This window comes from Streptomyces sp. NPDC002206, from assembly GCF_053593595.1.
In genome coordinates this window covers 81,646-103,244 of the sequence record NZ_JBSFCW010000024.1, presented here as the reverse complement: position 1 = coordinate 103,244, position 21,599 = coordinate 81,646, and the positions used below count along the sequence as shown (strand labels likewise).

Annotated in this window: 20 protein-coding genes; 7 read left to right on the top strand and 13 right to left on the bottom strand. The window is 70.4% G+C overall.

Going from position 1 to position 21,599, the window contains the following annotated elements; translation table 11 throughout:
* Nucleotides 1-115 precede the first annotated feature (115 nt).
* From ACWCP8_RS30855 to ACWCP8_RS30825, 7 genes are all read right to left on the bottom strand, one after another.
* On the bottom strand, nucleotides 116-901 hold the full coding sequence (locus ACWCP8_RS30855; RefSeq protein WP_313940238.1) for an ABC transporter ATP-binding protein: 786 nt from the start codon (nucleotides 899-901) through the stop codon (nucleotides 116-118).
* The gene (locus ACWCP8_RS30850; protein ID WP_352269196.1) at nucleotides 894-1,823 is read right to left on the bottom strand and encodes an ABC transporter permease; all 930 of its coding nucleotides are present in this window, start codon (nucleotides 1,821-1,823) and stop codon (nucleotides 894-896) included. Before ACWCP8_RS30850 ends, ACWCP8_RS30855 begins: the two co-directional genes overlap by 8 nt.
* 106 nt (nucleotides 1,824-1,929) lie before the next feature.
* Complete coding sequence (locus ACWCP8_RS30845; protein WP_451119444.1) at nucleotides 1,930-2,814, bottom strand: glycosyltransferase family 2 protein; 885 nt, start codon at nucleotides 2,812-2,814, stop codon at nucleotides 1,930-1,932.
* Nucleotides 2,811-3,590 carry a CDP-alcohol phosphatidyltransferase family protein gene (locus ACWCP8_RS30840; RefSeq protein ID WP_352269199.1) on the bottom strand — a complete coding sequence of 260 codons (780 nt, stop codon included), beginning with the start codon at nucleotides 3,588-3,590 and terminating at the stop codon, nucleotides 2,811-2,813. Before ACWCP8_RS30840 ends, ACWCP8_RS30845 begins: the two co-directional genes overlap by 4 nt.
* Nucleotides 3,568-4,629 (bottom strand): iron-containing alcohol dehydrogenase family protein, encoded by a 1,062-nt coding sequence (locus ACWCP8_RS30835; RefSeq protein ID WP_352269200.1) that lies wholly within the window; start codon nucleotides 4,627-4,629, stop codon nucleotides 3,568-3,570. Before ACWCP8_RS30835 ends, ACWCP8_RS30840 begins: the two co-directional genes overlap by 23 nt.
* Nucleotides 4,617-5,354, bottom strand: coding sequence for a phosphocholine cytidylyltransferase family protein (locus ACWCP8_RS30830; RefSeq protein WP_352269201.1), 738 nt, complete (start codon nucleotides 5,352-5,354; stop codon nucleotides 4,617-4,619). Before ACWCP8_RS30830 ends, ACWCP8_RS30835 begins: the two co-directional genes overlap by 13 nt.
* Nucleotides 5,351-7,189 carry a DUF5941 domain-containing protein gene (locus tag ACWCP8_RS30825; protein ID WP_451119452.1) on the bottom strand — a complete coding sequence of 613 codons (1,839 nt, stop codon included), beginning with the start codon at nucleotides 7,187-7,189 and terminating at the stop codon, nucleotides 5,351-5,353. Before ACWCP8_RS30825 ends, ACWCP8_RS30830 begins: the two co-directional genes overlap by 4 nt.
* Nucleotides 7,190-7,450: 261 nt before the next feature.
* On the opposite strand from ACWCP8_RS30825, the gene galE reads away from it, so the two are divergent.
* From galE to idi, 4 genes are all read left to right on the top strand, one after another.
* Entirely contained in the window at nucleotides 7,451-8,434 is a 984-nt protein-coding gene (gene galE / locus ACWCP8_RS30820; RefSeq protein WP_451119442.1) for a UDP-glucose 4-epimerase GalE, read from the top strand.
* A 165-nt stretch (nucleotides 8,435-8,599) separates the two neighbouring features.
* Nucleotides 8,600-9,541: a cation diffusion facilitator family transporter gene (locus ACWCP8_RS30815; protein WP_266999633.1), complete on the top strand. Its 942-nt coding sequence runs from the start codon at nucleotides 8,600-8,602 to the stop codon at nucleotides 9,539-9,541.
* Nucleotides 9,542-9,752: 211 nt separating this feature from the next.
* The gene (locus ACWCP8_RS30810; protein ID WP_451119440.1) at nucleotides 9,753-11,048 is read left to right on the top strand and encodes a bifunctional class I SAM-dependent methyltransferase/N-acetyltransferase; all 1,296 of its coding nucleotides are present in this window, start codon (nucleotides 9,753-9,755) and stop codon (nucleotides 11,046-11,048) included.
* Nucleotides 11,049-11,196: 148 nt separating this feature from the next.
* Nucleotides 11,197-11,790 (top strand): isopentenyl-diphosphate Delta-isomerase, encoded by a 594-nt coding sequence (gene idi / locus ACWCP8_RS30805; protein ID WP_352269205.1) that lies wholly within the window; start codon nucleotides 11,197-11,199, stop codon nucleotides 11,788-11,790.
* Nucleotides 11,791-11,875: 85 nt separating this feature from the next.
* Here idi and ACWCP8_RS30800 read toward each other — a convergent pair whose 3' ends face one another.
* Together ACWCP8_RS30800 and ACWCP8_RS30795 are read right to left on the bottom strand one after the other, a co-directional pair.
* A complete protein-coding gene (locus ACWCP8_RS30800; RefSeq protein WP_352269206.1) occupies nucleotides 11,876-12,331 on the bottom strand; it encodes an ATP-binding protein in 456 nt (151 codons plus the stop codon).
* A gap of 164 nt (nucleotides 12,332-12,495) precedes the next feature.
* Nucleotides 12,496-13,089: an HdeD family acid-resistance protein gene (locus tag ACWCP8_RS30795; RefSeq protein WP_352269207.1), complete on the bottom strand. Its 594-nt coding sequence runs from the start codon at nucleotides 13,087-13,089 to the stop codon at nucleotides 12,496-12,498.
* Between the two features lie 81 nt (nucleotides 13,090-13,170).
* Here ACWCP8_RS30795 and ACWCP8_RS30790 point away from each other — a divergent pair, with 81 nt between their 5' ends.
* Nucleotides 13,171-13,935 carry an enoyl-CoA hydratase/isomerase family protein gene (locus ACWCP8_RS30790; protein ID WP_352269209.1) on the top strand — a complete coding sequence of 255 codons (765 nt, stop codon included), beginning with the start codon at nucleotides 13,171-13,173 and terminating at the stop codon, nucleotides 13,933-13,935.
* An 18-nt stretch (nucleotides 13,936-13,953) separates the two neighbouring features.
* On the opposite strand, the gene ACWCP8_RS30785 is transcribed toward ACWCP8_RS30790, so the two are convergent.
* Nucleotides 13,954-14,589 (bottom strand): DJ-1/PfpI family protein, encoded by a 636-nt coding sequence (locus ACWCP8_RS30785; protein ID WP_451119437.1) that lies wholly within the window; start codon nucleotides 14,587-14,589, stop codon nucleotides 13,954-13,956.
* Between the two features lie 10 nt (nucleotides 14,590-14,599).
* Complete coding sequence (locus ACWCP8_RS30780; RefSeq protein WP_356004566.1) at nucleotides 14,600-15,568, bottom strand: GlxA family transcriptional regulator; 969 nt, start codon at nucleotides 15,566-15,568, stop codon at nucleotides 14,600-14,602.
* A 134-nt stretch (nucleotides 15,569-15,702) separates the two neighbouring features.
* Here ACWCP8_RS30780 and ACWCP8_RS30775 point away from each other — a divergent pair, with 134 nt between their 5' ends.
* Complete coding sequence (locus ACWCP8_RS30775; protein WP_352269212.1) at nucleotides 15,703-16,566, top strand: SCO6745 family protein; 864 nt, start codon at nucleotides 15,703-15,705, stop codon at nucleotides 16,564-16,566.
* Nucleotides 16,567-16,703: 137 nt separating this feature from the next.
* Nucleotides 16,704-19,118, top strand: coding sequence for a Tex family protein (locus tag ACWCP8_RS30770; RefSeq protein ID WP_451119434.1), 2,415 nt, complete (start codon nucleotides 16,704-16,706; stop codon nucleotides 19,116-19,118).
* Nucleotides 19,119-19,310: 192 nt separating this feature from the next.
* Here ACWCP8_RS30770 and ACWCP8_RS30765 read toward each other — a convergent pair whose 3' ends face one another.
* Both ACWCP8_RS30765 and ACWCP8_RS30760 read right to left on the bottom strand, forming a co-directional pair.
* Nucleotides 19,311-20,948 (bottom strand): ABC-F family ATP-binding cassette domain-containing protein, encoded by a 1,638-nt coding sequence (locus tag ACWCP8_RS30765; protein ID WP_352269215.1) that lies wholly within the window; start codon nucleotides 20,946-20,948, stop codon nucleotides 19,311-19,313.
* A gap of 46 nt (nucleotides 20,949-20,994) precedes the next feature.
* A complete protein-coding gene (locus ACWCP8_RS30760; RefSeq protein ID WP_451119432.1) occupies nucleotides 20,995-21,528 on the bottom strand; it encodes a TrmH family RNA methyltransferase in 534 nt (177 codons plus the stop codon).
* Nucleotides 21,529-21,599 lie beyond the last annotated feature (71 nt).

Sequence of the window (21,599 nt, the reverse complement as noted above, 5' to 3'; positions counted from 1 at the left end):
GCTACGGATACGCAGTCTCACCGCTGCCGAGCACCGGGCATGTGTGACCGCGCGCGCCGGCTCTGCCGGAGTGCTCCGGCAGAGGCCGCTGCGGTGTCGGAGAGCGGTGGGGGTGTTACTTCCCGGTCTCCCGCTCGTACGCCTTGAGGACCTCGTCGGTGGGGCCGTCCATCAGCAGCTCGCCCTTTTCCAGCCACAGCACCCGGTCACAGGTGTCCCTGATGGACTTGTTGCTGTGGCTGACCAGGAAGACCGTGCCCGCTTCCTTGCGCAGCTCGCGGATGCGCTTCTCGGAGCGGATCTGGAACTTGCGGTCGCCGGTGGCCAGCGCCTCGTCGATCATGAGGACGTCGTGCTTCTTGGCGGCGGCGATGGAGAAGCGCAGCCGGGCGGCCATACCGGAGGAGTACGTCCGCATCGGCAGGGTGATGAAGTCGCCCTTCTCGTTGATGCCCGAGAAGTCGACGATCCCCTGGTAGCGCTCGCGGATCTCCTCGCGCGTCATGCCCATCGCGAGCCCGCCCAGCACCACGTTCCGCTCGCCGGTCAGGTCGCTCATCAGCGCCGCGTTCACACCGAGCAGCGACGGCTGACCGTCCGTGTACACCTTGCCGTGCTCGGTCGGCAGCAGACCGGCGATGGCCCGCAGCAGGGTCGACTTGCCGGAGCCGTTGGAGCCGATGAGACCGATGGCCTCGCCCCGGTAGGCGGTGAAGGAGACGCCGCGTACGGCGTGCACCTTCCGGACTCCGCGCGCCTCGCCCTTGCCGCGGCGCAGTATCCGGCTCAGCGCCGCGGTGGCACTGCCCTTGCCTCCGCCGCCGGCGTTGACCCGGTACACGATGTGCACATCGTCGGCGATGACGGTGGGGACGCGCCCCGAAGTGTTGTCCTCAGCCACGGCCGTACCGTTCCTCTGCCTTCCAGAAGTACAAAAAGCCCGCGACGCCGATGAAGGCCGCCCAGGCGAGCCCGACGATCCACACGTGCGGCGGCAGGTTCTCGGAGCCGTACCCATCGATCAGCGCGAAGCGGATCAGGTCCATGTAGATGGCCGCCGGGTTGTACTGCAGCACCCTGCCGATCAACTCCGGCTTGTCCTGGAGCATCACCGGGATGGAGAACATGACACCGGACGCGTACATCCAGGTGCGCATGACGAAGGGCATCAGCTGAGCCAGGTCCGGGGTCTTGCTGCCGAGCCTGGCCATGATCAGGGCGAGACCGGTGTTGAAGACGAACTGCATGACCAGCGCGGGGACGATCAGCAGCCAGGACAGCGACGGATAGCTGCCGAAGCCGACCACCACGACCGCCATCACGATCATCGAGTACAACAGCTGCTGGAGCTGTTGCAGCGAGAACGAGATGGGCAGCGAGGCGCGCGGGAAATGCAGTGCGCGCACCAGTCCGAGGTTTCCGGAGATCGCCCGTACGCCCGCCATCACCGAGCTCTGCGTAAAGGTGAAGACAAAGACGCCCGTCACCAGGAAGGGGATGAAGACCTCCTGGGGCATTCCCTTCCTGGTGCCCAGAATCAGCCCGAAGATCAAGAAGTAGACGAGGGCGTTGAGCAGCGGCGTGGCCACCTGCCACAGCTGGCCGAGCTTGGCCTGGCTGTACTGGGCGGTCAGCTTCGCCCGGGAGAACGCCATGATGAAGTGGCGGCGCCCCCAGAGCTGCTGCACGTACTCGAACAGCCCGGGCCGGGCTCCGCTCACCGTCAGGCCGTACTTTCCGGCCCTCTCGGCGGCGCTCAGGCCGTCGTCGGCGGATGGCGGGGTGCTCAGCGCGACCGCACCATCATGGGTTGTGTCACTCACCAGATGAAACTCTCGTATTCAAGATGCGCAGCCAGTCGCCGACGCGGTTCAGGCGGACAGGTCCCGTAAAGAAAAAATACGCCTCATGCTCTCAGGGGAGAGCTTCTCAGATCACGGGAGGTCGGCCGAGTCTGGTCAGCCGCCATACCGTACGCCACTTGATCGGACGGCGCGGTCCGCAAGACTTCACCCAGCCTTCCCGGAAGCCGCCGAACCACGCCTTCAGTGCGGGGCCCGAGGGCTTGCGGAGCAGGGTCAGCAGCAGCCAGACGCCGAGGTAGACCGGCACCAGTGGCGCGGGCAGATTGCGGCGTGCCAGCCAGACCCGGTTACGGGCCACCATGCGATGGTAAACCGCGTGCCGCGACGGAGCAGTGGTCGGATGGTTGAGCACCATGTCGGCGCGATAGTCGATCATCCAGCCGGCGTCCAGCGCCCGCCAGGCGAGATCGGTCTCCTCGTGCGCGTAGAAGAAGTCGCCCGGCAGCCCGCCGACCTCGGCGAGGACCCGGGTCCGGACGGCATTGGCGCCGCCGAGGAAGGTCGTCACCCGCGACGAGCGCATCGGGTCGGCGGCGCGCAGCCGCGGGACGTGCCGACGCTGGGTGACACCGGTGTCCGGGTCGGCGATCCGGAAGCTGATGATCCCCAGCCTCGGGTCCTGCTCGAACGCCTGCCGGCACAGCTCGGCGGTGTCGGTCAGCGGCAGCAGTCCGTCGTCGTCGAGGAAGAGCAGGGCGTCGACGTCGGCGCCGGACGGGCCGAAGGCCTCGATGCCGACGTTGCGGCCGCCGGGGATGCCCAGGTTATCGGGGAGCTCGACCGTCCGGACGCCCGCGGGAACGTCCGGGACGGAGGCGCCGTTGCCGACGACCACCGTCTCGATCCGGTCGCCGTCCTGCTTGGCGACCGAATCGAGGAGGGCGCGCAGCTCGTCAGGACGGTTTCCCATCGTGATGATGACCGCGCCGAGCTTCATGGGGGTGCTCACTTCAGCCTGCTCGATGCCAGGACCGACACGAGGTGGAGGAGGGTCTGCAGCAGGGCGATGCCGGCCAGGACCGCGACCGCGAGGCGACTGAAGAAGAGATCGTCCCTGACCGAGTCCAGGACGGCCGCGACCAGAATCACCAGTGACGCCTCGACGCACAGGATCAGCCGGTGGAACTTGAGCGCACCGGCGGCCCGGCGGGCGAGCGCCATGCCGGACGAGCGCGGCTCGGACGCGGCCTCCTTGACCGGCGGCAGCCCGCCCTGGTGACGTGCGACCCCGACAAGGTCGGTCTCCGCCTTGATCAGGATGGCGCCCAGGGCCGCGAGAGTACCCAGGAAGGCCCAGAGCCAGTCGATCCTTCCGCTGCCCCACAGGTCGGCGGCGCGCAGGCCGAAGCCGACCAGCACGGCCGCGTCGCAGAGATAGGCGCCGACACGGTCCAGGTAGACGCCGCCCAGGGAGAACTGCTGCTTCCAGCGCGCCAGCTCGCCGTCGACGCAGTCGAGCAGCAGGTAGAGCTGGACCATGAGAACCCCGAGCAGCGCGCCGGGGATACCCGGCACGAGCAGGGCCGGAGCGGCTAGCACGCCGGCGACGGTCATCAGGTAGGTCAGCTGGTTGGGTGTCACCTCGGTGTTCACCAGATACCGGTCCACACGCAGTGAGAGTTCACGCATGTAGAGCCGGCCCGCCCAGTGTTCGCCGCTGCGCCGGTCCTTGACGCCCGGAGGGTGAACGACCGGACGGAGTTCAGCTACGGATGGTCTTGGCATAGTCGGCGTACGCGTCCCTGATCTGGTCGGTGGACAGGTTGAGGTGTTCCAGGATCGTGAAGCGTCCCGGGCGCGTCTGCGGGGCGTAGTCGACGGCCTGGACGAACTCGTCGGCGGTGAAGCCGATCTCGTCGGGCAGGACCGGCAGCCCGTGGCGGCGCAGGACGGCCGCCATGAGCAGCGACTCGTCCCGCGCGCCCCGCAGGTGCATGGCGAAGCAGGCGCCGAGGCCGACCTGTTCGCCGTGGCTGGCGGCGCGCTTGGGATACAGCAGATCGAAGGCGTGGTTGATCTCGTGGCAGGCACCGGAGGCCGGCCGGGAGTCCCCCGCGACCGACATGGAGATGCCGGTCAGCACCAGTCCCTCGGCCAGCACCTTCAGGAAGGAGTCGTCGCCGACCCCGCCGGGGTGGCGCAGCACGGCCTCGCCGGCCTGCCGGGCCATGGCCGCGGCGAGTCCGTCGATCTCCTCGCCGTTGACCTGGTGGGCGAGTTCCCAGTCGGCCACGCACGAGATGTTGGAGACGGCGTCGCCGATGCCGGAGCGCACATAGCGGGTGGGCGCCTCACGGATGATGTCGAGGTCGATGACGACGGCGATCGGGGTGGGGACGCCGTAGGAGCCCCGTCCGTTGTCGTTGTCCAGGGTCGCGACCGGCGAGCAGAGACCGTCGTGCGAGAGGTTCGTCGCGACCGCGACCATCGGCATGCCGACGCGCGCCGCGGCGTACTTCGCCACGTCGATGATCTTGCCGCCGCCAAGACCGACCACCGCGTCGTACCGGTCGCCCTTGATGTCGTCGGCGAGCTTGACGGCCGAGTCGATCGTGCCGTCGGCGACCTGGTACCAGTGGGCGCCGGGCAGCGCCGGGGCGAGCCGCTCACGCAGGGCCAGGCCGGAACCGCCGCTGATCGCGACGGCGAGCTTGCCGGAGGCGGAGATCCGCTGGTCGGCGAGGAGGGCCGCCAGATCGTCCAGGGCCCCGCGCCGGATGTCGACGACGACCGGCGACGGAATGAGCCGGCTCAGTACTGGCATGCGATCTCACGGCCCTTCGCGAGGTCGTCATGGTTGTCGATCTCGACCCACGTCACTTCGCCGATGGCGGCCACGTCGACGGTGAAGCCACGGTTGACGAGCTCCTGGTAGCCGTCCTCGTAGTACAGGTCGGGGTCGCGCTCGAACGTGGCCTTCAGGGCGTCGGCCAGCTCCGCGGCGGCCTCGGGCTCGATCAGGGTGACGCCGATGTACTCGCCGGTCGCCGTGGCCGGGTCCATCAGCTTGGTGATGCGCCGCACGCCCTTGTCGCCGTCGGTGATGACCTTCATCTCCTCGTCGGCGAGGTTCTTCACCGTGTCGAGGGCGAGGATGATCTTCTGGCCGTTGCCGCGGGCGGCGAGGAGCGTCTTCTCGACGGAGACCGGGTGCACGGTGTCGCCGTTGGCGAGGATCACGCCTCGCGCGAGCACGTCACGGGCGCACCACAGGGAGTAGGCGTTGTTCCACTCCTCGGCCTTGTCGTTGTCGACGAGGGTGAGCGTCAGGCCGTACTTCGCCTCGAGCGCAGCCTTGCGCTCGTAGACGGCCTCCTTGCGGTAGCCGACGACGATCGCAACCTCGGTGAGGCCGATCTCCGCGAAGTTGGCCAGCGTGAGGTCGAGCACGGTCTTCTCGCCGTCGACCGGCACGAGGGCCTTCGGAAGCGTGTCGGTGTAGGGGCGCAGACGCCGTCCGGCACCGGCTGCGAGTACGAGGCCGATCATGCGGGTTCTCCTTCGTCGTGAACGGCAGGTGCTCCGGAGGAGACCCAGAAACGGATGGACTCGACAAGCACCACCAGTGCCACGACCACTGCGAGAGCGGTGAGTGCCACGGTGAAGCCTGAATGCTGAGTGAATACGGCGGCGAGTACGGCCACCACCAAGGTCCGGCCCTCGTGCCCACCGATCGTCCGCACCAGCCACTGGGGCGGCGCGCCGGTGCCCCCGCGAATGCGGTACACCGTGTCGTAGTGATGGTAGGCAATGGCCGAAATCAGCCCGAAAGCTGCGGGAAGGGCTTGATCGACATCGCTGCGGGCGGCCAGAGCAAGGATCGTGCAGTACTCCGCCGCCCTGAATATCGGGGGTACGAGCCAGTCGAGTGCGCCCTTGAGCGGGCGGGCCACGGCGACGCCCGAGCAGACCGCGTAGAAGACCGCGGCGACGATCATCTGGCGGCTGCCGAACGGCTGCGTCAGGGCGGCGGCGACCAGGGCGAGCGCGCCGACGAGGGCCGCCGCCGGTGCGGCCCAGCCGCTCCCGATACGGGGTCCCCGCGCCGCCACGAACCGGGCCAGCGGCCCGGAGTCCGCGAGGTCGGCGAGCGCCCCGGCGGCCCGGTCGGTGCGCTGTGCCTTGCGGGTCAGCGAACGCAGCAGGCGGCCGGCGGTGGTGTAGCAGGCTGCGACGGCGCACCCGATCAGCAAGGCGTAGAAGACGATCCGCGGAGTGGTCACCGCGGTCAGCACGGCGATCATCGCCCACCGCTCACCGATCGGCAGCACTATCATCCGGCGCAGCCAGACCGTCCAGCCGACGCTGTCGAGCTTGTCGGAGAGCGCTGCCGTCGGGCTCGAATTGGCGACCGCGTCGTGGTTGGCCTCGTTGAACGAGAAGTCGACGACATGGCGGCAGGTCTGCAGCACCATCGCGCCGAGCGCGAGCGCCCACACGTCGTCGCCGTTGCGGGCGGCGCCGAGGGCGAGTCCCGCGTAGTACGCGTACTCCTTGGCCCGGTCGAACGTGGCGTCCAGCCAGGCGCCCATCGTCGAGTACTGCAGCGAGTAACGGGCGAGCTGCCCGTCGGTGCAGTCCAGGACGAACGAGAAGAGCAGCAGCAGCCCTGCGGCGATGTAGCCACCGCGGCTGCCGGTGGCCGCGCAGCCCGCCGCGATCAGCGCGGTGAGCAGGGAGGCGGTGGTGACCTGGTTCGGGGTGAGGCCGCGGCGCGCGCACCAGCGCGCGATGTAGCGCGAGTACGGGCTGATGAAGAACGTGGTGAAGAAGCCGTCGCGGGCCTTCACGGCGCTGCGCAGCCGTACCGCCTCGTCGTCGACCGCGGCCACGGCGGACTGCGCGGTGGCGCGGGCGGCCTGGTCGGCAGGGACGGCGGCGACGAGCGAGCCGAGTTCGGGGCGCTGAACGGCGGTGCCCTCGGCCTCCAGTGCGACGGCGATGCGGCCGGGCACGGTGCGGTCGGTGACGGGCACGGTGTCCGCGCCGCCGGCCCGTCCCACAGGGACACCCGCGCCGACCGCCGCAGCGGTGCTGCGCAGGGCCTGGACGAGCGCGGCACGCGCCTCCGGCTGCGCGGTGAGTGCACCGGGCACGGTGACGGCGGTGAAGCGGGGGTCGGTCAGTCCGAGCCGGAGGGCGTGGACATGCCCGACGAAGCGGGGGTCGACCAGGGCGACACGGGCGTCGGCGGGAGCCGCGGCGAGCAGCTCCGCGGCCTCGGTGACATCAGCGGCGGCCTGTACGTCGAAGCCCAGCGATCTCAGATCGTCCTCGAGCGACGACCCGGGTACCGGCGCACCGGTGAGGATGGCGGTCGACAGACGAACTCACTCCTTGGTGCTGACAGGGTCGGCGCGCGACAGTGCGGCCCGGATGCGGGCCGGCGGCACGTCGGCAGAGGCTATCTGATGAACGGAAGCGGGAGTTCACCGCCCGTTTATGTTCCGTTCGGGGTGGGTCGCCATCATGCGGCGCCGCCCGCGATCATCATCGTCGATCCCTGCCCCGCCCGACAAACCGCGGTGGCCACGGCCCTGGCCTCGGCCGATGGACCGCGGTGGCATGGACCTAGGCTGACAGACATGACATGGCTGATCACAGGCGGAGCGGGATATATCGGGGCACATGTGGTGCGTGCCATGACGGGCGCCGGGGAGCGGGTGGTCGTCCTGGACGACCTCTCCACCGGCATTCCCGAGCGGCTCCCGGCCGAAGTTCCGCTGGTCCGCGGCTCGGCAGCCGACCGCACACTGCTCGACCGGGTGCTCGCCGAGCACGCCGTGACCGGTGTGGTGCATCTCGCAGCGAAGAAGCAGGTCGGAGAGTCCGTCGAGAAGCCGCTGCTCTACTACCGGGAGAACGTCTCGGGGCTCACGGTTCTGCTCGAGGCCGTCGTCGCGGCCGGGGTGCAGCGCTTCGTCCTCTCCTCCTCGGCCGCGGTGTACGGCGTACCGAACGCGGAGCTCATCACCGAGGAGACCCCCTGCACCCCGATCAATCCGTACGGTGAGACGAAGCTCGCCGGGGAGTGGCTGGTCCGGGCGGCCGGGAAGGCGCACTCCCTGTCCACCGGCTGTCTGCGCTACTTCAATGTGGCGGGAGCGGCCGAACCCGAACTGTCGGACACCGGCGTCTTCAATGTCATTCCGATGTTCTTCGACCGGCTGACCCGCGGCGAGGCCCCGCGGATCTTCGGCGACGACTATCCGACGCCGGACGGCACCTGCATCCGCGACTACATCCATGTCGCCGACCTCGCCGACGCGCATCTCGCGGTGGCCCGCAGGCTGAGCGAACAGGGCGGTCCCGCGGACCTGACCGTGAACATCGGCCGCGGCGAGGGCGTCTCGGTGCGCGAGCTCGCCGATCTGGTGGGCGAGATCACCGGCCACCACATCAAGCCGGAGACCGAGCCGCGCCGGCCCGGCGACGCGGCCAGGGCCGTCGCCTCCGCCACGCGGATGTCCGAGGAGCTGGGCTGGACGGCCCGGCGCGGGGTGCGGGAGATGGTCGAGTCGGCCTGGGAGGGCTGGTGCCTGCGCCACCCCCAGGCGCTCGGCACCTGACCCGCACCTGATCACCCAACCGCTCTGACCTGCGACCGTTTCCGCAGGTCAGAGCAGTTGACAACGGTGTTCAGTGCCGTGTTGCCGGATACCCCCCACCCGTAGTTCACTGGCCTTCTCGGGCCGATACGGGCCCGGGTCCGCGAAACGACCGGAGGCGTCCCCATGGGGGCTGGGCACGATCACGGACACACACACGGCGGGCCGCCGCCGACCGGTACCGCGGCCGCCGCGTACAAGGGGCGGCTGCGGGTCGCGCTCTGCATCACGCTCACCGTGATGGTCCTGGAGATCGTCGGCGGTCTGCTCTCGGACTCGCTGGCGCTGATCGCCGACGCCGCCCATATGGCGACCGACGCACTGGGGCTCGGCATGGCGCTGCTGGCGATCCACTTCGCCAACAAGCCGGCCGGACTCAACCTCACCTTCGGCTACGCCCGGGCAGAGATCCTCGCCGCTCTGGCCAACTGTCTGCTGCTGCTCGGGGTCGGCGGCTATCTGCTGTTCGAGGCGGTCGAGCGCTTCATCACACCGACCGAGACCCGGGGCGGCCTGACGATCGTCTTCGCGCTGGTCGGCCTCGTGGCCAACATGATCTCCCTGTCGCTGCTGATGCGCGGACAGAAGGAGAGCCTCAATGTGCGCGGCGCCTATCTGGAGGTGCTGGCGGACGCGCTCGGCTCGGTCACCGTGCTCGTCTCGGCGAGCATCATCCTGGCCACCGGCTGGCAGGCCGCCGACCCGATCGCCTCGCTGCTGATCGGTCTGATGATCGTCCCCCGCACGGTGAAGCTGCTCCGGGAGACACTCAATGTGCTGCTGGAGTCGGCCCCGAAGGGTGTCGACATGGGAGAGGTACGGGCCCACATCACCGCCCTGCCCGGAGTGCTGGACGTCCACGACCTGCACGCCTGGACCATCACCTCGGGCATGCCGGTGCTCTCCGCCCATGTGGTGGTGCACCAGGAACTGCTCGACTCGGTGGGGCACGAGAAGCTGCTGCACGAACTGCAGGGCTGCCTCGGCGTCCACTTCGATGTCGAGCACTGCACCTTCCAGCTCGAACCCATCGGTCATGCGGAGCACGAGGCGAAGCTCTGCCACTGAACGGCCCCTCGGGGGACGGGTGTAGGGTCCCCGCAGAGGCATTCGAGCCTCGCCCGTGTCTGAGAGAGGAGCTGAGGTTGATGACCGTCGCGACGGCGCCTGCCCGGCGCAGCATCCGGTCCTTCTTCAGCTCCCGGGTTCCCGGCTAGCACCCCGACTCACGCCGAGTCGCGACGTTGGCCGGAGCCCTCTCACTCAAGGGTTTCCCACGTTGACCGACAACGATCACTCCGTTCGTGACGATCACGCCGTTCGTTACGAGGCGTTCTTCTCCCTGCACCACAACCTGCCCCGGCAGAGCCCCGGCTCCGACGCCACCACCCGGCAGATGCTCGCCCTCACCGGCCCGCTGCCGCACCGTCCGCGCGTCCTCGATCTGGGCTGCGGCCCCGGCAGGGCCGCGCTGCTGCTCGCCGCCGAGGCGGGTGCCGAAGTGACAGCCGTCGACACCCACCAGCCGTTCCTCGACGAGCTGCGCGTGGCTGCCGAGGCGCGCGGGCTCGGCGACCGGATCCGTACCGTCCGGGCCGATATGGGCGAGCTCTCCGGCCCTGGCACACCGGACCTCCCGGACGGGTCGTTCGATCTCGTCTGGGCCGAGGGGTCCGCGTACATCATCGGCTTCGACACCGCGCTGCGGGACTGGAAGCGGCTGCTCACCCCGGGCGGCTCCCTGGTCGTCAGCCACTGCGTCTGGACGACGGACGAGCCGTCGGACGAGGCGCGCGCCTTCTGGGACCAGGACGGCCCGATGCTCCCGGTGCCCGCGCAGAGCGCGGCGGCCGTCGCGGCCGGCTATCACGTCCTCGGGGTGCGGGTGCAGCCCGACAGCGACTGGGACGAGTACTACGTCCCGCTCGCCCGGCATGTGGAAGCCGCGGATCCTTCGGCGCCCGGCATGGCATGGGCGCTCGCGTCCACCCGTGCGGAACTGGCCATGCGCCGCGACCACGGCAGGGAGTACGGCTACGCCGCGTACGCCCTGCGTCCCGCCGACCCCCGCTGGACCACCCGGCCGGAGACCGCGGCGGACATCGAGTCCGTGCACGTGGTCAACGCGGCCGCGTTCCCGACACCGGACGAGGCCCGTCTCGTCGACGCGCTGCGGGCCGATCCGGAGGCCTGGCTGCCCGGCCTGTCATACGTCGCGCAGGACGGGCCGGACGGAGACATCGCCGCGTACGCGCTGCTGACCCGGTGCCGGGTCGGTGACGTGCCGGCGCTGGCACTGGCACCCGTGGCGACCGTCCCCGACCGGCAGCGCGAAGGGGCCGGTCAGGCGGTGGTGCGGGCTGTGCTGGATGCGGCCCGGCTGCGGGGCGAACGGCTGGTGCTGGTACTCGGTCATCCCGAGTACTACCCGAGGTTCGGCTTCGTACCGGCTTCCCGGTACGGGATCCGTCCGGGCTTCGACGTACCGGACGAGGCGATGATGGCTCTGGTGCTCGACGATTCCACGCCGGTGCCGCAGGGCATGATCCAGTATCCGGCGGCATTCGGGGCCTGAAGCGTGGCCCGGTCCCACCGCATCCGTACAGTGCGGTGGGGCCGGACATGCCAGGACCCGAAGTACGGACAAGCCGCTTTTGTACGGCAGACTTGAGCAGACTCGAGGGGACCGGCGCACGATGCCGGGACCATAGCGAAGGATGGGTATGCCGACCACACCAGCCACCGCGGCGAACAGCTCGTCGAACGGCACAGCAGAAGCGATCATGCTCGAACTGGTCGACGAGAACGGCACCACCATCGGCACGGCGGAGAAGCTCGCCGCCCACCAGGCGCCCGGTCAACTGCACCGCGCGTTCTCCGTGTTCCTCTTCGACGAGCAGGGCCGGCTGCTGCTGCAGCGTCGTGCGCTCGGCAAATACCACTCCCCCGGTGTCTGGTCGAACACCTGCTGCGGTCACCCGTATCCGGGCGAGGCGCCCTTCGCCGCTGCCGCCCGGCGTACGTACGAGGAGCTCGGGATCTCGCCGTCATTGCTTGCCGAGGCCGGCACCGTCCGCTACAACCACCCCGACCCGGCATCCGGATTGGTGGAGCAGGAGTTCAACCACCTTTTCGTCGGGCTGGCACAGGCACAGCTGCGGCCGGACCCGGAGGAAATCGGCGAGACGGCGTTCGTGGCCGCCGACGAGCTGGCGAAGCGGCATGACGAGGCGCCGTTCTCGGCCTGGTTCATGACGGTGCTCGATGCGGCGCGCCCGGCGATCCGGGAGCTGACCGGCCCGTCCGCGGGCTGGTAGCAGCGGGCCGGCGGCTCGGAGTCGGCGGCACGGACCGACGGACCGGGGACGGCACGGACCCGCGGATCGGGGTGGGTACGGGCGGTCAGAACTTGGCGCTCAGCGGCAGCGCCGCCCAGATGATCTTTCCGCCGGCGGCGGTGTGCTCGACGTCGCAGGTGCCGCCCGCTTCGAACGTGATCTCCCGGACCAGCAGCAGCCCGCGCCCACCGGTCTGCGCGTAGTCCGCCTCCAGGGCCGTCGGCCGGTACGGATGGTTGTCCTCCACGGACACTCTGACCCATTCGGCGCCGACGGCCACCTCCACGGCGAGCTCCGGGGAGAGCAGCGCGGCGTGCTTCACCGCGTTGGTGACCAGCTCGGAGACGATGAGCAGCAGGCCCTGGGCGATGTCCTCGTCCATCGGCACGCCCTGGCGGTTCAACAGATCGCGTACGGCGTGCCTGGCCTGCGGTACGGAGACGTCGAGGGCAGGCGCGGTGAAGCGCCAGACCCCTTCGTACGACACGGGCCGGGCCGGGACACTCCCGCGGCTCTCCATAGTTCCGGCACCCGCTCTCGACTCGTTGGTCACTGCACGTCGAGTACAGAGTGCGGGGAGTGGTTGGTCCGGACCGTACTACTGAACATAAGTCGACCCCTATCGACAGAATTTGATCGATCAAGTAGGACGGCGCCACTTCTCGGACTGTTTCTGATCTTCTTCTACGGCTTGTCCGGCAGCTCCTCGGTCACCGTCCGATCCGAGACCAACGAGGCGATCCGGCGGCCGCCCACCCCGATCGCCATCAGGCCGAGACCGTCGAAGAGTAGCGCGAGCGAGAAGAACAGGCCGAGCACATAGAGGCTGCTGTGCGGCCAGTCGAAGAGCACGAGCAGCCCGAGCAGCAGACCGAAGGCCCCCTGCAGCAGCGTCCAGCCGAACTGTGGCCCGCGCACCACGACACTCCCCACCAGCCGGAACACCCCACCGGTCAGAAAGAGCAGCGCAGCGAACATGGTGAGCGCCTCGGCCGTGCCGTGCGGATGGCGGATGACGACGACTCCGGCGGCGATGTTCAGCGCGGCGACCACGACACCCAGCCAGAAGTAGTTGGTGCCGCGGGACTGGATCGCGTGGAGCAGACCGACCAGGCCGCCGATCAGCAGCAGCCAGCCGAAGAGGATCATCGAGGTCAGGGTCGCGACGCCGGTGTATACGAGGCCGACCAGGCCCGCCACGACGAGAAGGGCACCGAGCAGGGCGAGCAGGCCGAAACTGCGGCTCAGCTTCCTGCCCTGGACTGCGGGATCGGTCATCCGACAGCTCCTCACGGTGCGTGCCTGCTTCGCGACCCCTCCTTGATCATAGGTTCGAACAGTGCGGATAGCATCCGGCGCATGGACCGTGAGGAACCGCAGCTGAAGCACACCGTCGCGGACGGCGTCGCCACCGTCGTGATCAGCAACCCGGCCAAGCGCAACGCGATGACGGCCGCGATGTGGCAGGCGCTGCCCGCACTGCTGGAGCGGCTGGCCGCCGACCCCGCCGTGCGCGCCCTGGTCCTGACCGGCGCCGGGGACACCTTCTGTGCGGGTGCGGACATCTCCTCGCTCCGGGACCGGGCGAGCGATCCGGACTACGATCCGCAGGCGCTCGCCGTGGCGGCCGAGGAGGCTCTGGCGGCCTTTCCCCGGCCGACGCTCGCCGCCGTGCGCGGCTTCTGCGTGGGCGGCGGCAGCCAGCTGGCGACCGCCTGCGATCTGCGGTTCGCCGAGGAGGGCACGTCCTTCGGCGTCACCCCGGCCAAGCTGGGGATCGTCTATGCCGCGTCGTCGACCCGGCGGCTGGTCGCGCTGATCGGACCGGCCGCGGCAAAGCATCTGCTGTTCTCCGGCGAGCTGATCGGGACGGAGCGCGCGCTGCGGACCGGTCTGGTGGACGAGGTGCTGCCTGCCGGGGAGCTGGACAAGCGGGTGGAGTCGTACGTACGGATCCTGGCCTCGCGCTCGCAGCTGACGCAGGCGGCGGCGAAGGAGTTCGCCGCAGGACGTGAGGACCGGGACGCGTACTGGGCGGAGCAGGCGCGCCGCAGCGGTGACACTGCGGAGGGTGTCGCCGCCTTTCTGGAGCGGCGGGCGCCCCGCTTCACCTGGACGACCTGAGCGTCGGCCGGGACAGCCCTAGCGGAGGATGAAGCGGCTCTTGGCGCGGAATTCCTCGACGAGCGCGGCCGGCGCCTTCTCCGGTGCCCCCGCGTCGTACGGCGGCTGGGGGTCGTACTCCGTCAGCAGCTGTACGGCCTGAGCGTGCTCGTCGCCGGCGATCCGGCCGAGCAGGGTGAGCCCCATGTCGATGCCGGACGATACGCCGGCGGCCGTGACGTACTTGCCGTCGATGACGACGCGCTCGCCGGTCGGTTCGGCGCCGAACGTCTTCAGGACGTCCAGGGCGAGCCAGTGCGAGGTGGCCCGCCGCCCCTCCAGCAGACCGGCCGCGGCGAGCAGCAGCGAGCCGGTGCAGACGGAGGTCGTCCAGGTGCTGCCGGCATCGGCGGCGCGCAGCCAGCCGAGGAGCGTCTCGTTCTCCATCTGGGCGCTCTGGCCGGGGCCGCCGGGGACGATCACCAGATCCGGGGCGGGTACGTCGGCAAGGGTCCGTTCGGCGACGAGCGCGAGGCTGCCGCTGTCGTTGCGCACGGGGCCGGTCCGCTCGGCGACGAAGACGGTCTCGGCGCCGGGGGTGCGGGAGAGGATTTCGTAGGGGCCGACGGCGTCGAGCGCCGTGAAACGGTCGAAGAGGACGATGGCGATCTGCATGGCAAGCCTTTCAGCCGGTGCTGGTCATGGGCTGGGGGCGGAACCGCCGCCGGTACTCGGCGGGCGCGGTGCCGAGGGTCTTGATGAAGGCGCGGCGCATCCCCTCCGGGGTGCCGTACCCGCAGGCGTGCGCGACGTGGGCGACCCCGTCGGTGGTGTCCTCCAGGAGCCGCCGGGCGTGTTCGAGCCGGACCCGGTCGACGTACCGGCCCGGTGTCTGCCCCGTCTCGGCCTGGAAGGCGCGGGCGAAGTGGCGGGGCGAGAGGCGGGCGCGGGCGGCGAGCGCCTCGACGGAGAGGTCGTCACCGGGGTGCTCGGTGATCCAGTGCTGGACCTCGCGCAGTGGTTCGCGGCGGGCGATCTGCGAGGTGAGCTGCGCACTGAACTGGGCCTGGTTGCCCGGCCGCCGCAGAAAGACGACAAGGTGTCGGGCAACGGTGAGCGCGATCTGCCTGCCGAAGTCCTCCTCGACGAGAGCGAGGGAGAGATCGATGCCCGCGGTGACACCGGCGGACGTGGCCAGCTTCCCGTCGCGTACGAAGATCGGGTCCGGGTCGACCTCGACGGCCGGATAGGTGCGGGCGAGGTGCTCGGCGACCACCCAGTGCGTGGTCACCCGGTGCCCGTCCAGCAGTCCCGCCTCCGCGAGCAGCAGGGCTCCGGTGCAGACCGAGACCAGCCGCTCGGCGCGCGGGGCGTGTACCCGCAGCCAGTCGACGAGTGCCGGGTCCGGGGTACGGGTGCCCTGGCCGCCGGGGACGAGGAGGGTGTGGGGCGGTTCCGCGTCGGCGAGGCTGCTGTCCGGTACGAGAGTGAGTCCGACGCTCGTGCGGACCGGTACGCCGTCCAGTGAGGCGGTACGGAGGTCGTACGTGACGTCCGGGAAGCGGGCAGCTCCCGCGAAGACCTCCATGGGCCCGGTCACATCGAGGCTCTGGACGCCGTCGAAGAGGACGACGAGTACGGATCGCTGCTTCATGTCTTCCATCCTTGTGGGCCGCGAAGATGGCCGCAATGACGAATAACCCACCTTTCCTGCCATCCCGGATCCGTACGGACCGGGCTTCGCTCCCGGGGTTCCGTCGCGTACCGACCAGTCGGTAACGTGCTGGCATGAGTACTCTGCCGCCGCTCGCCGGACGCCGCTGCCACAACGCCATCAACCCGCTGCACTCGACGGTCTACTTCTCCCCCGACCTCGGCAAGGAGCTCGGAGAGCTCGGCATCGACGACTCGAACGCCGCCTACTTCGCCGCACGCGGGGCGGCGCTGGGAGCTGTCGGACCGGGCACCGTCACCGCGACCTTCTACAACTTCAGCCACGAGCTCGTCGCCCGGCACCTGCCCGCGGTGTGGTCCGTCGCCTCGCCGGAGGCGGTCCTGGAGGCCCGGCTGCGCGCCGTCGACACGACGCTGCGCCGGCTGCTCGGCCCGGAGATCATCGACTCCCCCGAACTGGCCGAGGCGGCGGAGCTGGCGCTGCGCGCCGCCGAGGCGTGCACCCGACACGCCCGGCCGCTGTACGCCGCCCACGCCGATCTGCCCGTGCCCGAGCAGCCGCACCTGGCCTACTGGCACGCCGCGACACTGCTGCGCGAACACCGCGGCGACGGCCATCTCGCCGCGCTCCTCGCCGCCGGTCTCGACCCGGTCGAGGCCCTGGCCAGCCACACCGCAACCGGCAAGGGCATGTCGCCTCGCTGGGTTCTCGCCACCCGCGGCTGGCGCCGCACCGACTGGGAGGACGCGACCGAGCGGCTGCGCGGGCGTGGACTGCTCGACAGCGAGGGCGAGTTGACGGAGACCGGCGTGGCGCTGCGCGCGGAGCTGGAGGACGCCACCGACCGGATGGACGCGGCACCGTACGAGCACCTCGGCGCGGAGGGCGTGGCGCGGCTGACCGAGCTGGCGCGCGGGTTCCTGTTCACGGCGGCTTCGGAGGGTGCGTTCCCGGCCGATCTGATCGGCAAGCGCTGAGCCGCCGACCGGTCGACAAACGGGGTGGTCGGGCGACACGGCGCCCGACCACGCGGCACAATGCTGGCGAAGGAGCCACGGCGTGCCCTGGCCCCCGGTAAGCACAGCCAGTACGAGAAGGCGAGTCGGTAGAAACCGTGACGACGTCCATCGAAGGCAGGATCGCCGAGGAGCTCGGCGTACGCGAGCGGCAGGTGAAGGCGGCCGTCGAGCTGCTCGACGGCGGGTCGACCGTGCCGTTCATCGCGCGCTACCGCAAGGAAGCGACCGAGATGCTCGACGATGCGCAGCTGCGCACGCTCGAGGAGCGGTTGCGGTATCTGCGGGAGCTGGAGGACCGGCGTAGCGCGATCCTCGACTCCGTTCGCGAGCAGGGCAAGCTGGACGAGGCCCTGGAGGCGCAGATCCGGGCGGCCGACACCAAGGCCCGTCTTGAGGACATTTATCTGCCGTTCAAGCCGAAGCGGCGAACGAAGGCGCAGATCGCCCGGGAGGCGGGGCTCGAACCGCTCGCCGACGGGCTGCTGTCCGACCCGTCGGTCGAGCCGCTCGCCGCGGCGGCTGCCTTCGTGGACGCCGACAAGGGCGTCGCGGACGCGGCGGCGGCCCTGGAGGGCGCCCGCGCGATCCTGGCCGAGCGCTTCTCGGAGGACGCGGATCTGATCGGCGAGCTGCGCGAGCGCATGTGGTCGCGTGGGCGGCTGGCGGCGAAGGTGCGGGACGGCAAGGAGGAGGCCGGCGCGAAGTTCGCCGACTACTTCGACTTCGCCGAACCGTTCACCGCGCTGCCCTCGCACCGGGTGCTCGCGATGCTCCGGGGCGAGAAGGAGGACGTTCTCGACCTGGTCCTGGAGCCGGAGGAGTCGTCGGCCGAGCCGGGCCCGTCGACGTACGAGAACATGGTCGCCCGCCGCTTCGGCGTGGCCGACCGCGGCCGCCCCGGCGACAAGTGGCTGGGCGACACCGTGCGCTGGGCGTGGCGGACCCGGATCCTCGTTCACCTGGGGATCGATCTGCGACTGCGGCTGCGTACGGCAGCGGAGGACGAGGCGGTACGGGTCTTCGCGTCGAACCTGCGCGATCTGCTGCTCGCCGCGCCGGCCGGGACGCGGGCCACGCTGGGGCTCGACCCCGGCTTCCGTACCGGGGTGAAGGTCGCGGTCGTCGATGCGACGGGCAAGGTCGTGGCGACGGACGTCATCTACCCGCACGTCCCGGCGAACAAGTGGGACGAGTCGCTGGCCAAGCTGGAGCGGCTGGCGAGGGAGCACTCCGTCGACCTGATCGCGATCGGCAACGGCACCGCGTCCCGCGAGACGGACAAGCTCGCCGGTGAGCTGTGCGACAAGCACCCGGAGCTGAAGCTCACCAAGGTGATGGTGTCCGAGGCCGGCGCCTCGGTCTACTCGGCCTCGGCCTTCGCCTCGCAGGAGCTCCCCGACATGGACGTGTCGTTGCGCGGCGCGGTGTCCATCGCTCGGCGCCTGCAGGATCCGCTGGCCGAACTGGTGAAGATCGACCCGAAGTCGATCGGTGTCGGCCAGTACCAGCACGATCTGTCCGAGGTGAAGCTGTCGCGTTCGCTGGACGCGGTTGTCGAGGACTGCGTGAACGGCGTCGGTGTCGACGTCAACACCGCGTCGGCGCCGCTGCTCTCCCGGGTCTCGGGCATCGGCTCCGGCCTCGCGGAGAACATCGTCGCGCACCGGGACGCGAACGGCCCCTTCCGGTCCCGGAGGGCGCTGAAGGATGTGGCGCGGCTCGGCCCGAAGGCGTACGAGCAGTGCGCGGGCTTCCTCCGGATCCGGGGCGACGACCCGCTGGACGCGTCGAGCGTGCACCCGGAGGCGTACCCGGTGGTGCGGGCGATGGTGAAGAGGACGGGCAGTGACGTCGCTTCGCTGATCGGCAACACGGGAGTGTTGCGGTCGCTGCGGGCCGACGACTTCGTGGACGAGAAATTCGGTCTGCCGACGGTCACGGACATCCTGAAGGAGCTGGAGAAGCCGGGGCGCGACCCGCGGCCGGCGTTCAAGACGGCGACCTTCAAGGAGGGCGTCGAGAAGATCGGCGATCTGGTGTCCGGGATGGTGCTGGAAGGGGTCGTCACGAATGTTGCCGCGTTCGGGGCGTTCGTGGACGTCGGCGTCCACCAGGACGGTCTGGTGCACGTGTCGGCGATGTCGAAGACCTTTGTGAAGGACCCCCGGGATGTGGTGAAGCCGGGCGACATCGTGAAGGTGAAGGTGATGGACGTCGACATCCCGCGGAAGCGGATCTCGCTGACGCTGCGGTTGGACGACGAGGCGTCGGCGGGGGCGGCGCCTCAGGGCGGCGGGGCGAAGCGGGAACGGGCCGAGCGGGGCGGTCAGGGTGGCCGGCCGCCGCGGCAGCGGCAGGGTCAGGGCCAGGGCGGTCAGGACCGCGAGCGGCGTGGTGGCGGTGCCTCTGCCCGTCCGGCGCCGGCGTCGGCGCCGGTGAACAGTGCGATGGCGGATGCGCTGCGGCGGGCGGGACTGGCGGATCCGAAGCAGAGCGGGAAGAAGCGCTGACGGCGGCGCGGGTGGGGGCGCTCCGCCGAGCGGGGCTGCCCCCTCCCCGCCCCTTCCCGAAACCGGGTTCCCGCCGGACGGGCTGAAGGTGCCCGTCCGGCGGGAAAGTCCAGCCAGTCCGGCGTCCGAGGACATCTTCCGGACGTCTCCGGCGATTGAGTAGCGGGGCCGGGGCGGAGCCCCGGAAGGCCGTCAGGCCTCGGTCACCCTGCCCGCCGCCACCTCGACGCGCCTCGTCGTCCGCACCGCCTCCAGCATCCGCCGGTCATGCGTGACCAGCAGCAACGTCCCGGTGTACGAGTCGAGCGCCGATTCCAGCTGCTCGATCGCGGGCAGGTCGAGGTGGTTCGTGGGCTCGTCCAGGACCAGGAGGTTCACGCCCCTGCCCTGGAGGAGGGCCAGTGCCGCGCGGGTGCGTTCGCCCGGGGAGAGCGTCGTCGCGGGGCGCATCACATGGTCCGCGCGCAGCCCGAACTTGGCGAGCAGCGTGCGGACTTCGGCGGGTTCGGTTTCCGGGACGGCCGCGCAGAACGCCTCCAGCAGCGACTCCGAGCCGTGGAACAGCTTCCGTGCCTGGTCCACCTCGCCGACCACCACGCCCGAGCCGAGCGTCGCATGGCCCGATTCCAGCGGGAGGCGGCCGAGCAGCGCCGCGAGGAGGGTGGACTTACCGGCTCCGTTGGCGCCGGTGATCGCCACCCGGTCCGCCCAGTCGATCTGCAGCGACGCCGGACCGAACGCGAAATCGCCGCGTACGACCTGTGCGTCGCGCAGGGTCGCGACGACCGAACCGGAACGCGGGGCCGTCGCGATCTCCATCCGCAGCTCCCACTCCTTGCGCGGTTCGTCGACGACATCGAGCCGTTCGATCATGCGCTGGGTCTGCCGGGCCTTCGCGGCCTGCTTCTCGCTCGCCTCGCTGCGGAACTTGCGGCCGATCTTGTCGGAGTCGGTGGCCTTGCGGCGGGCGTTCTTCACGCCCTTGTCCATCCAGCCTCGCTGCATCTGCGCCCTCCCCTCGAGGGTGGAGCGCTTGTCGGCGTACTCCTCGAATTCCTCGCGGGCGTGCCGGCGGGCGCGGTCGCGCTCCTCCAGGTAGGCCGCGTAACCGCCGCCGTACAGGTTGATCTGCTGCTGGGCAAGGTCGAGTTCGAGGACCTTGGTGACCGTGCGCATCAGGAACTCGCGGTCGTGGCTGATCACGACCGTGCCCGCGCGCAGCCCGGAGACGTACCGCTCCAGGCGCTCCAGGCCGTCCAGGTCGAGGTCGTTGGTGGGCTCGTCGAGCAGGAAGATGTCGTACCGCGACAGGAGCAGCGAGGCGAGTCCGGCGCGGGCGGCCTGACCGCCGGAGAGTGCGGTCATCGGCAGGTCGAGGCCGACGGTCAGACCGAGATCGGCGGCGATCTCCTCGGCACGCTCGTCCAGGTCGGCGCCGCCGAGGGCCAGCCAGCGTTCGAGGGTGTCGGAGTACGCGTCGTCGGCGCCCGGCGCCTCGTCGACCAGGGCCTGCGTCGCGGCGTCCATCGCCGCCTGTGCGTCGGCGACGCCGGTCCGGCGGGCGAGGAACTCCCGCACGGTCTCGTCCGGGCGCCGCTCCGGCTCCTGCGGGAGGTGGCCGACGGTGGCGGTGGGCGGGGAGAGCCGCAGCTCGCCCTCCTCCGGCCGGTCGAGCCCGGCGAGCAGCCGGAGCAGCGACGATTTTCCGGCTCCGTTGACTCCGACGAGACCGATCACGTCGCCGGGCGCGACGACGAGGTCGAGCCCGGCGAAGAGTGTGCGGTCGCCGTGTCCGGCGGCGAGGTCCTTGGCGACGAGAGTGGCAGTCATCAGGGTCCCGATCCTAATCGGCGCCCGGCCTCGCCCTCGACGGGTGTCAGAGCAGGCCGGCCAGTCGGTAGAGGGCGAGGGATCCCGCCACGGCGACGTTCAGGCTGGCGCCGGTGCCGATCATCGGGATCTCGACGCAGGTGTCGAGGAGATCCAGGGCCTCGGGAGGGATGCCCTGCTGTTCGTGGCCGAGGACCATCACGGTCGGTTCGCGGGCCGCGGGCAGGTCGGCGAGGCGGATCGCCTCGTCGGCCAGTTCGACACCGACGATCCGCAGACCGCGCTCGCGCTGCTTCTGCAACCAGCCGAGGGGATCGCCGGTCCAGTGGGTGCAGAGAGGTTTGCGGAGGGTGTTGCCGCGGGCCAGGGCCTCGGGCACCCACGGCTGGCGGGGCACAGTGAGGCAGGCGCCGACCGCGTCACAGGTGCGGGCCAGGGTGCCGAGATTCGCGCCGTGCAGCGGCCAGAGCGGGGCGGCGTAGAGGTGGTCCCAGCAGGAGTGTGCGCGCGGGCGCCGGGTGCGGCGGAGTTCCGTGCGGGTACGGGTGCGGATCGCGGGCCCGCTCCGGTCGCCGCTCATCGCGGCTCGGAGGCGGACCTCCTGGACGAGTGGTGGTGCGTACGAGGCATCGTGTGCGGCGATTGGCGGCT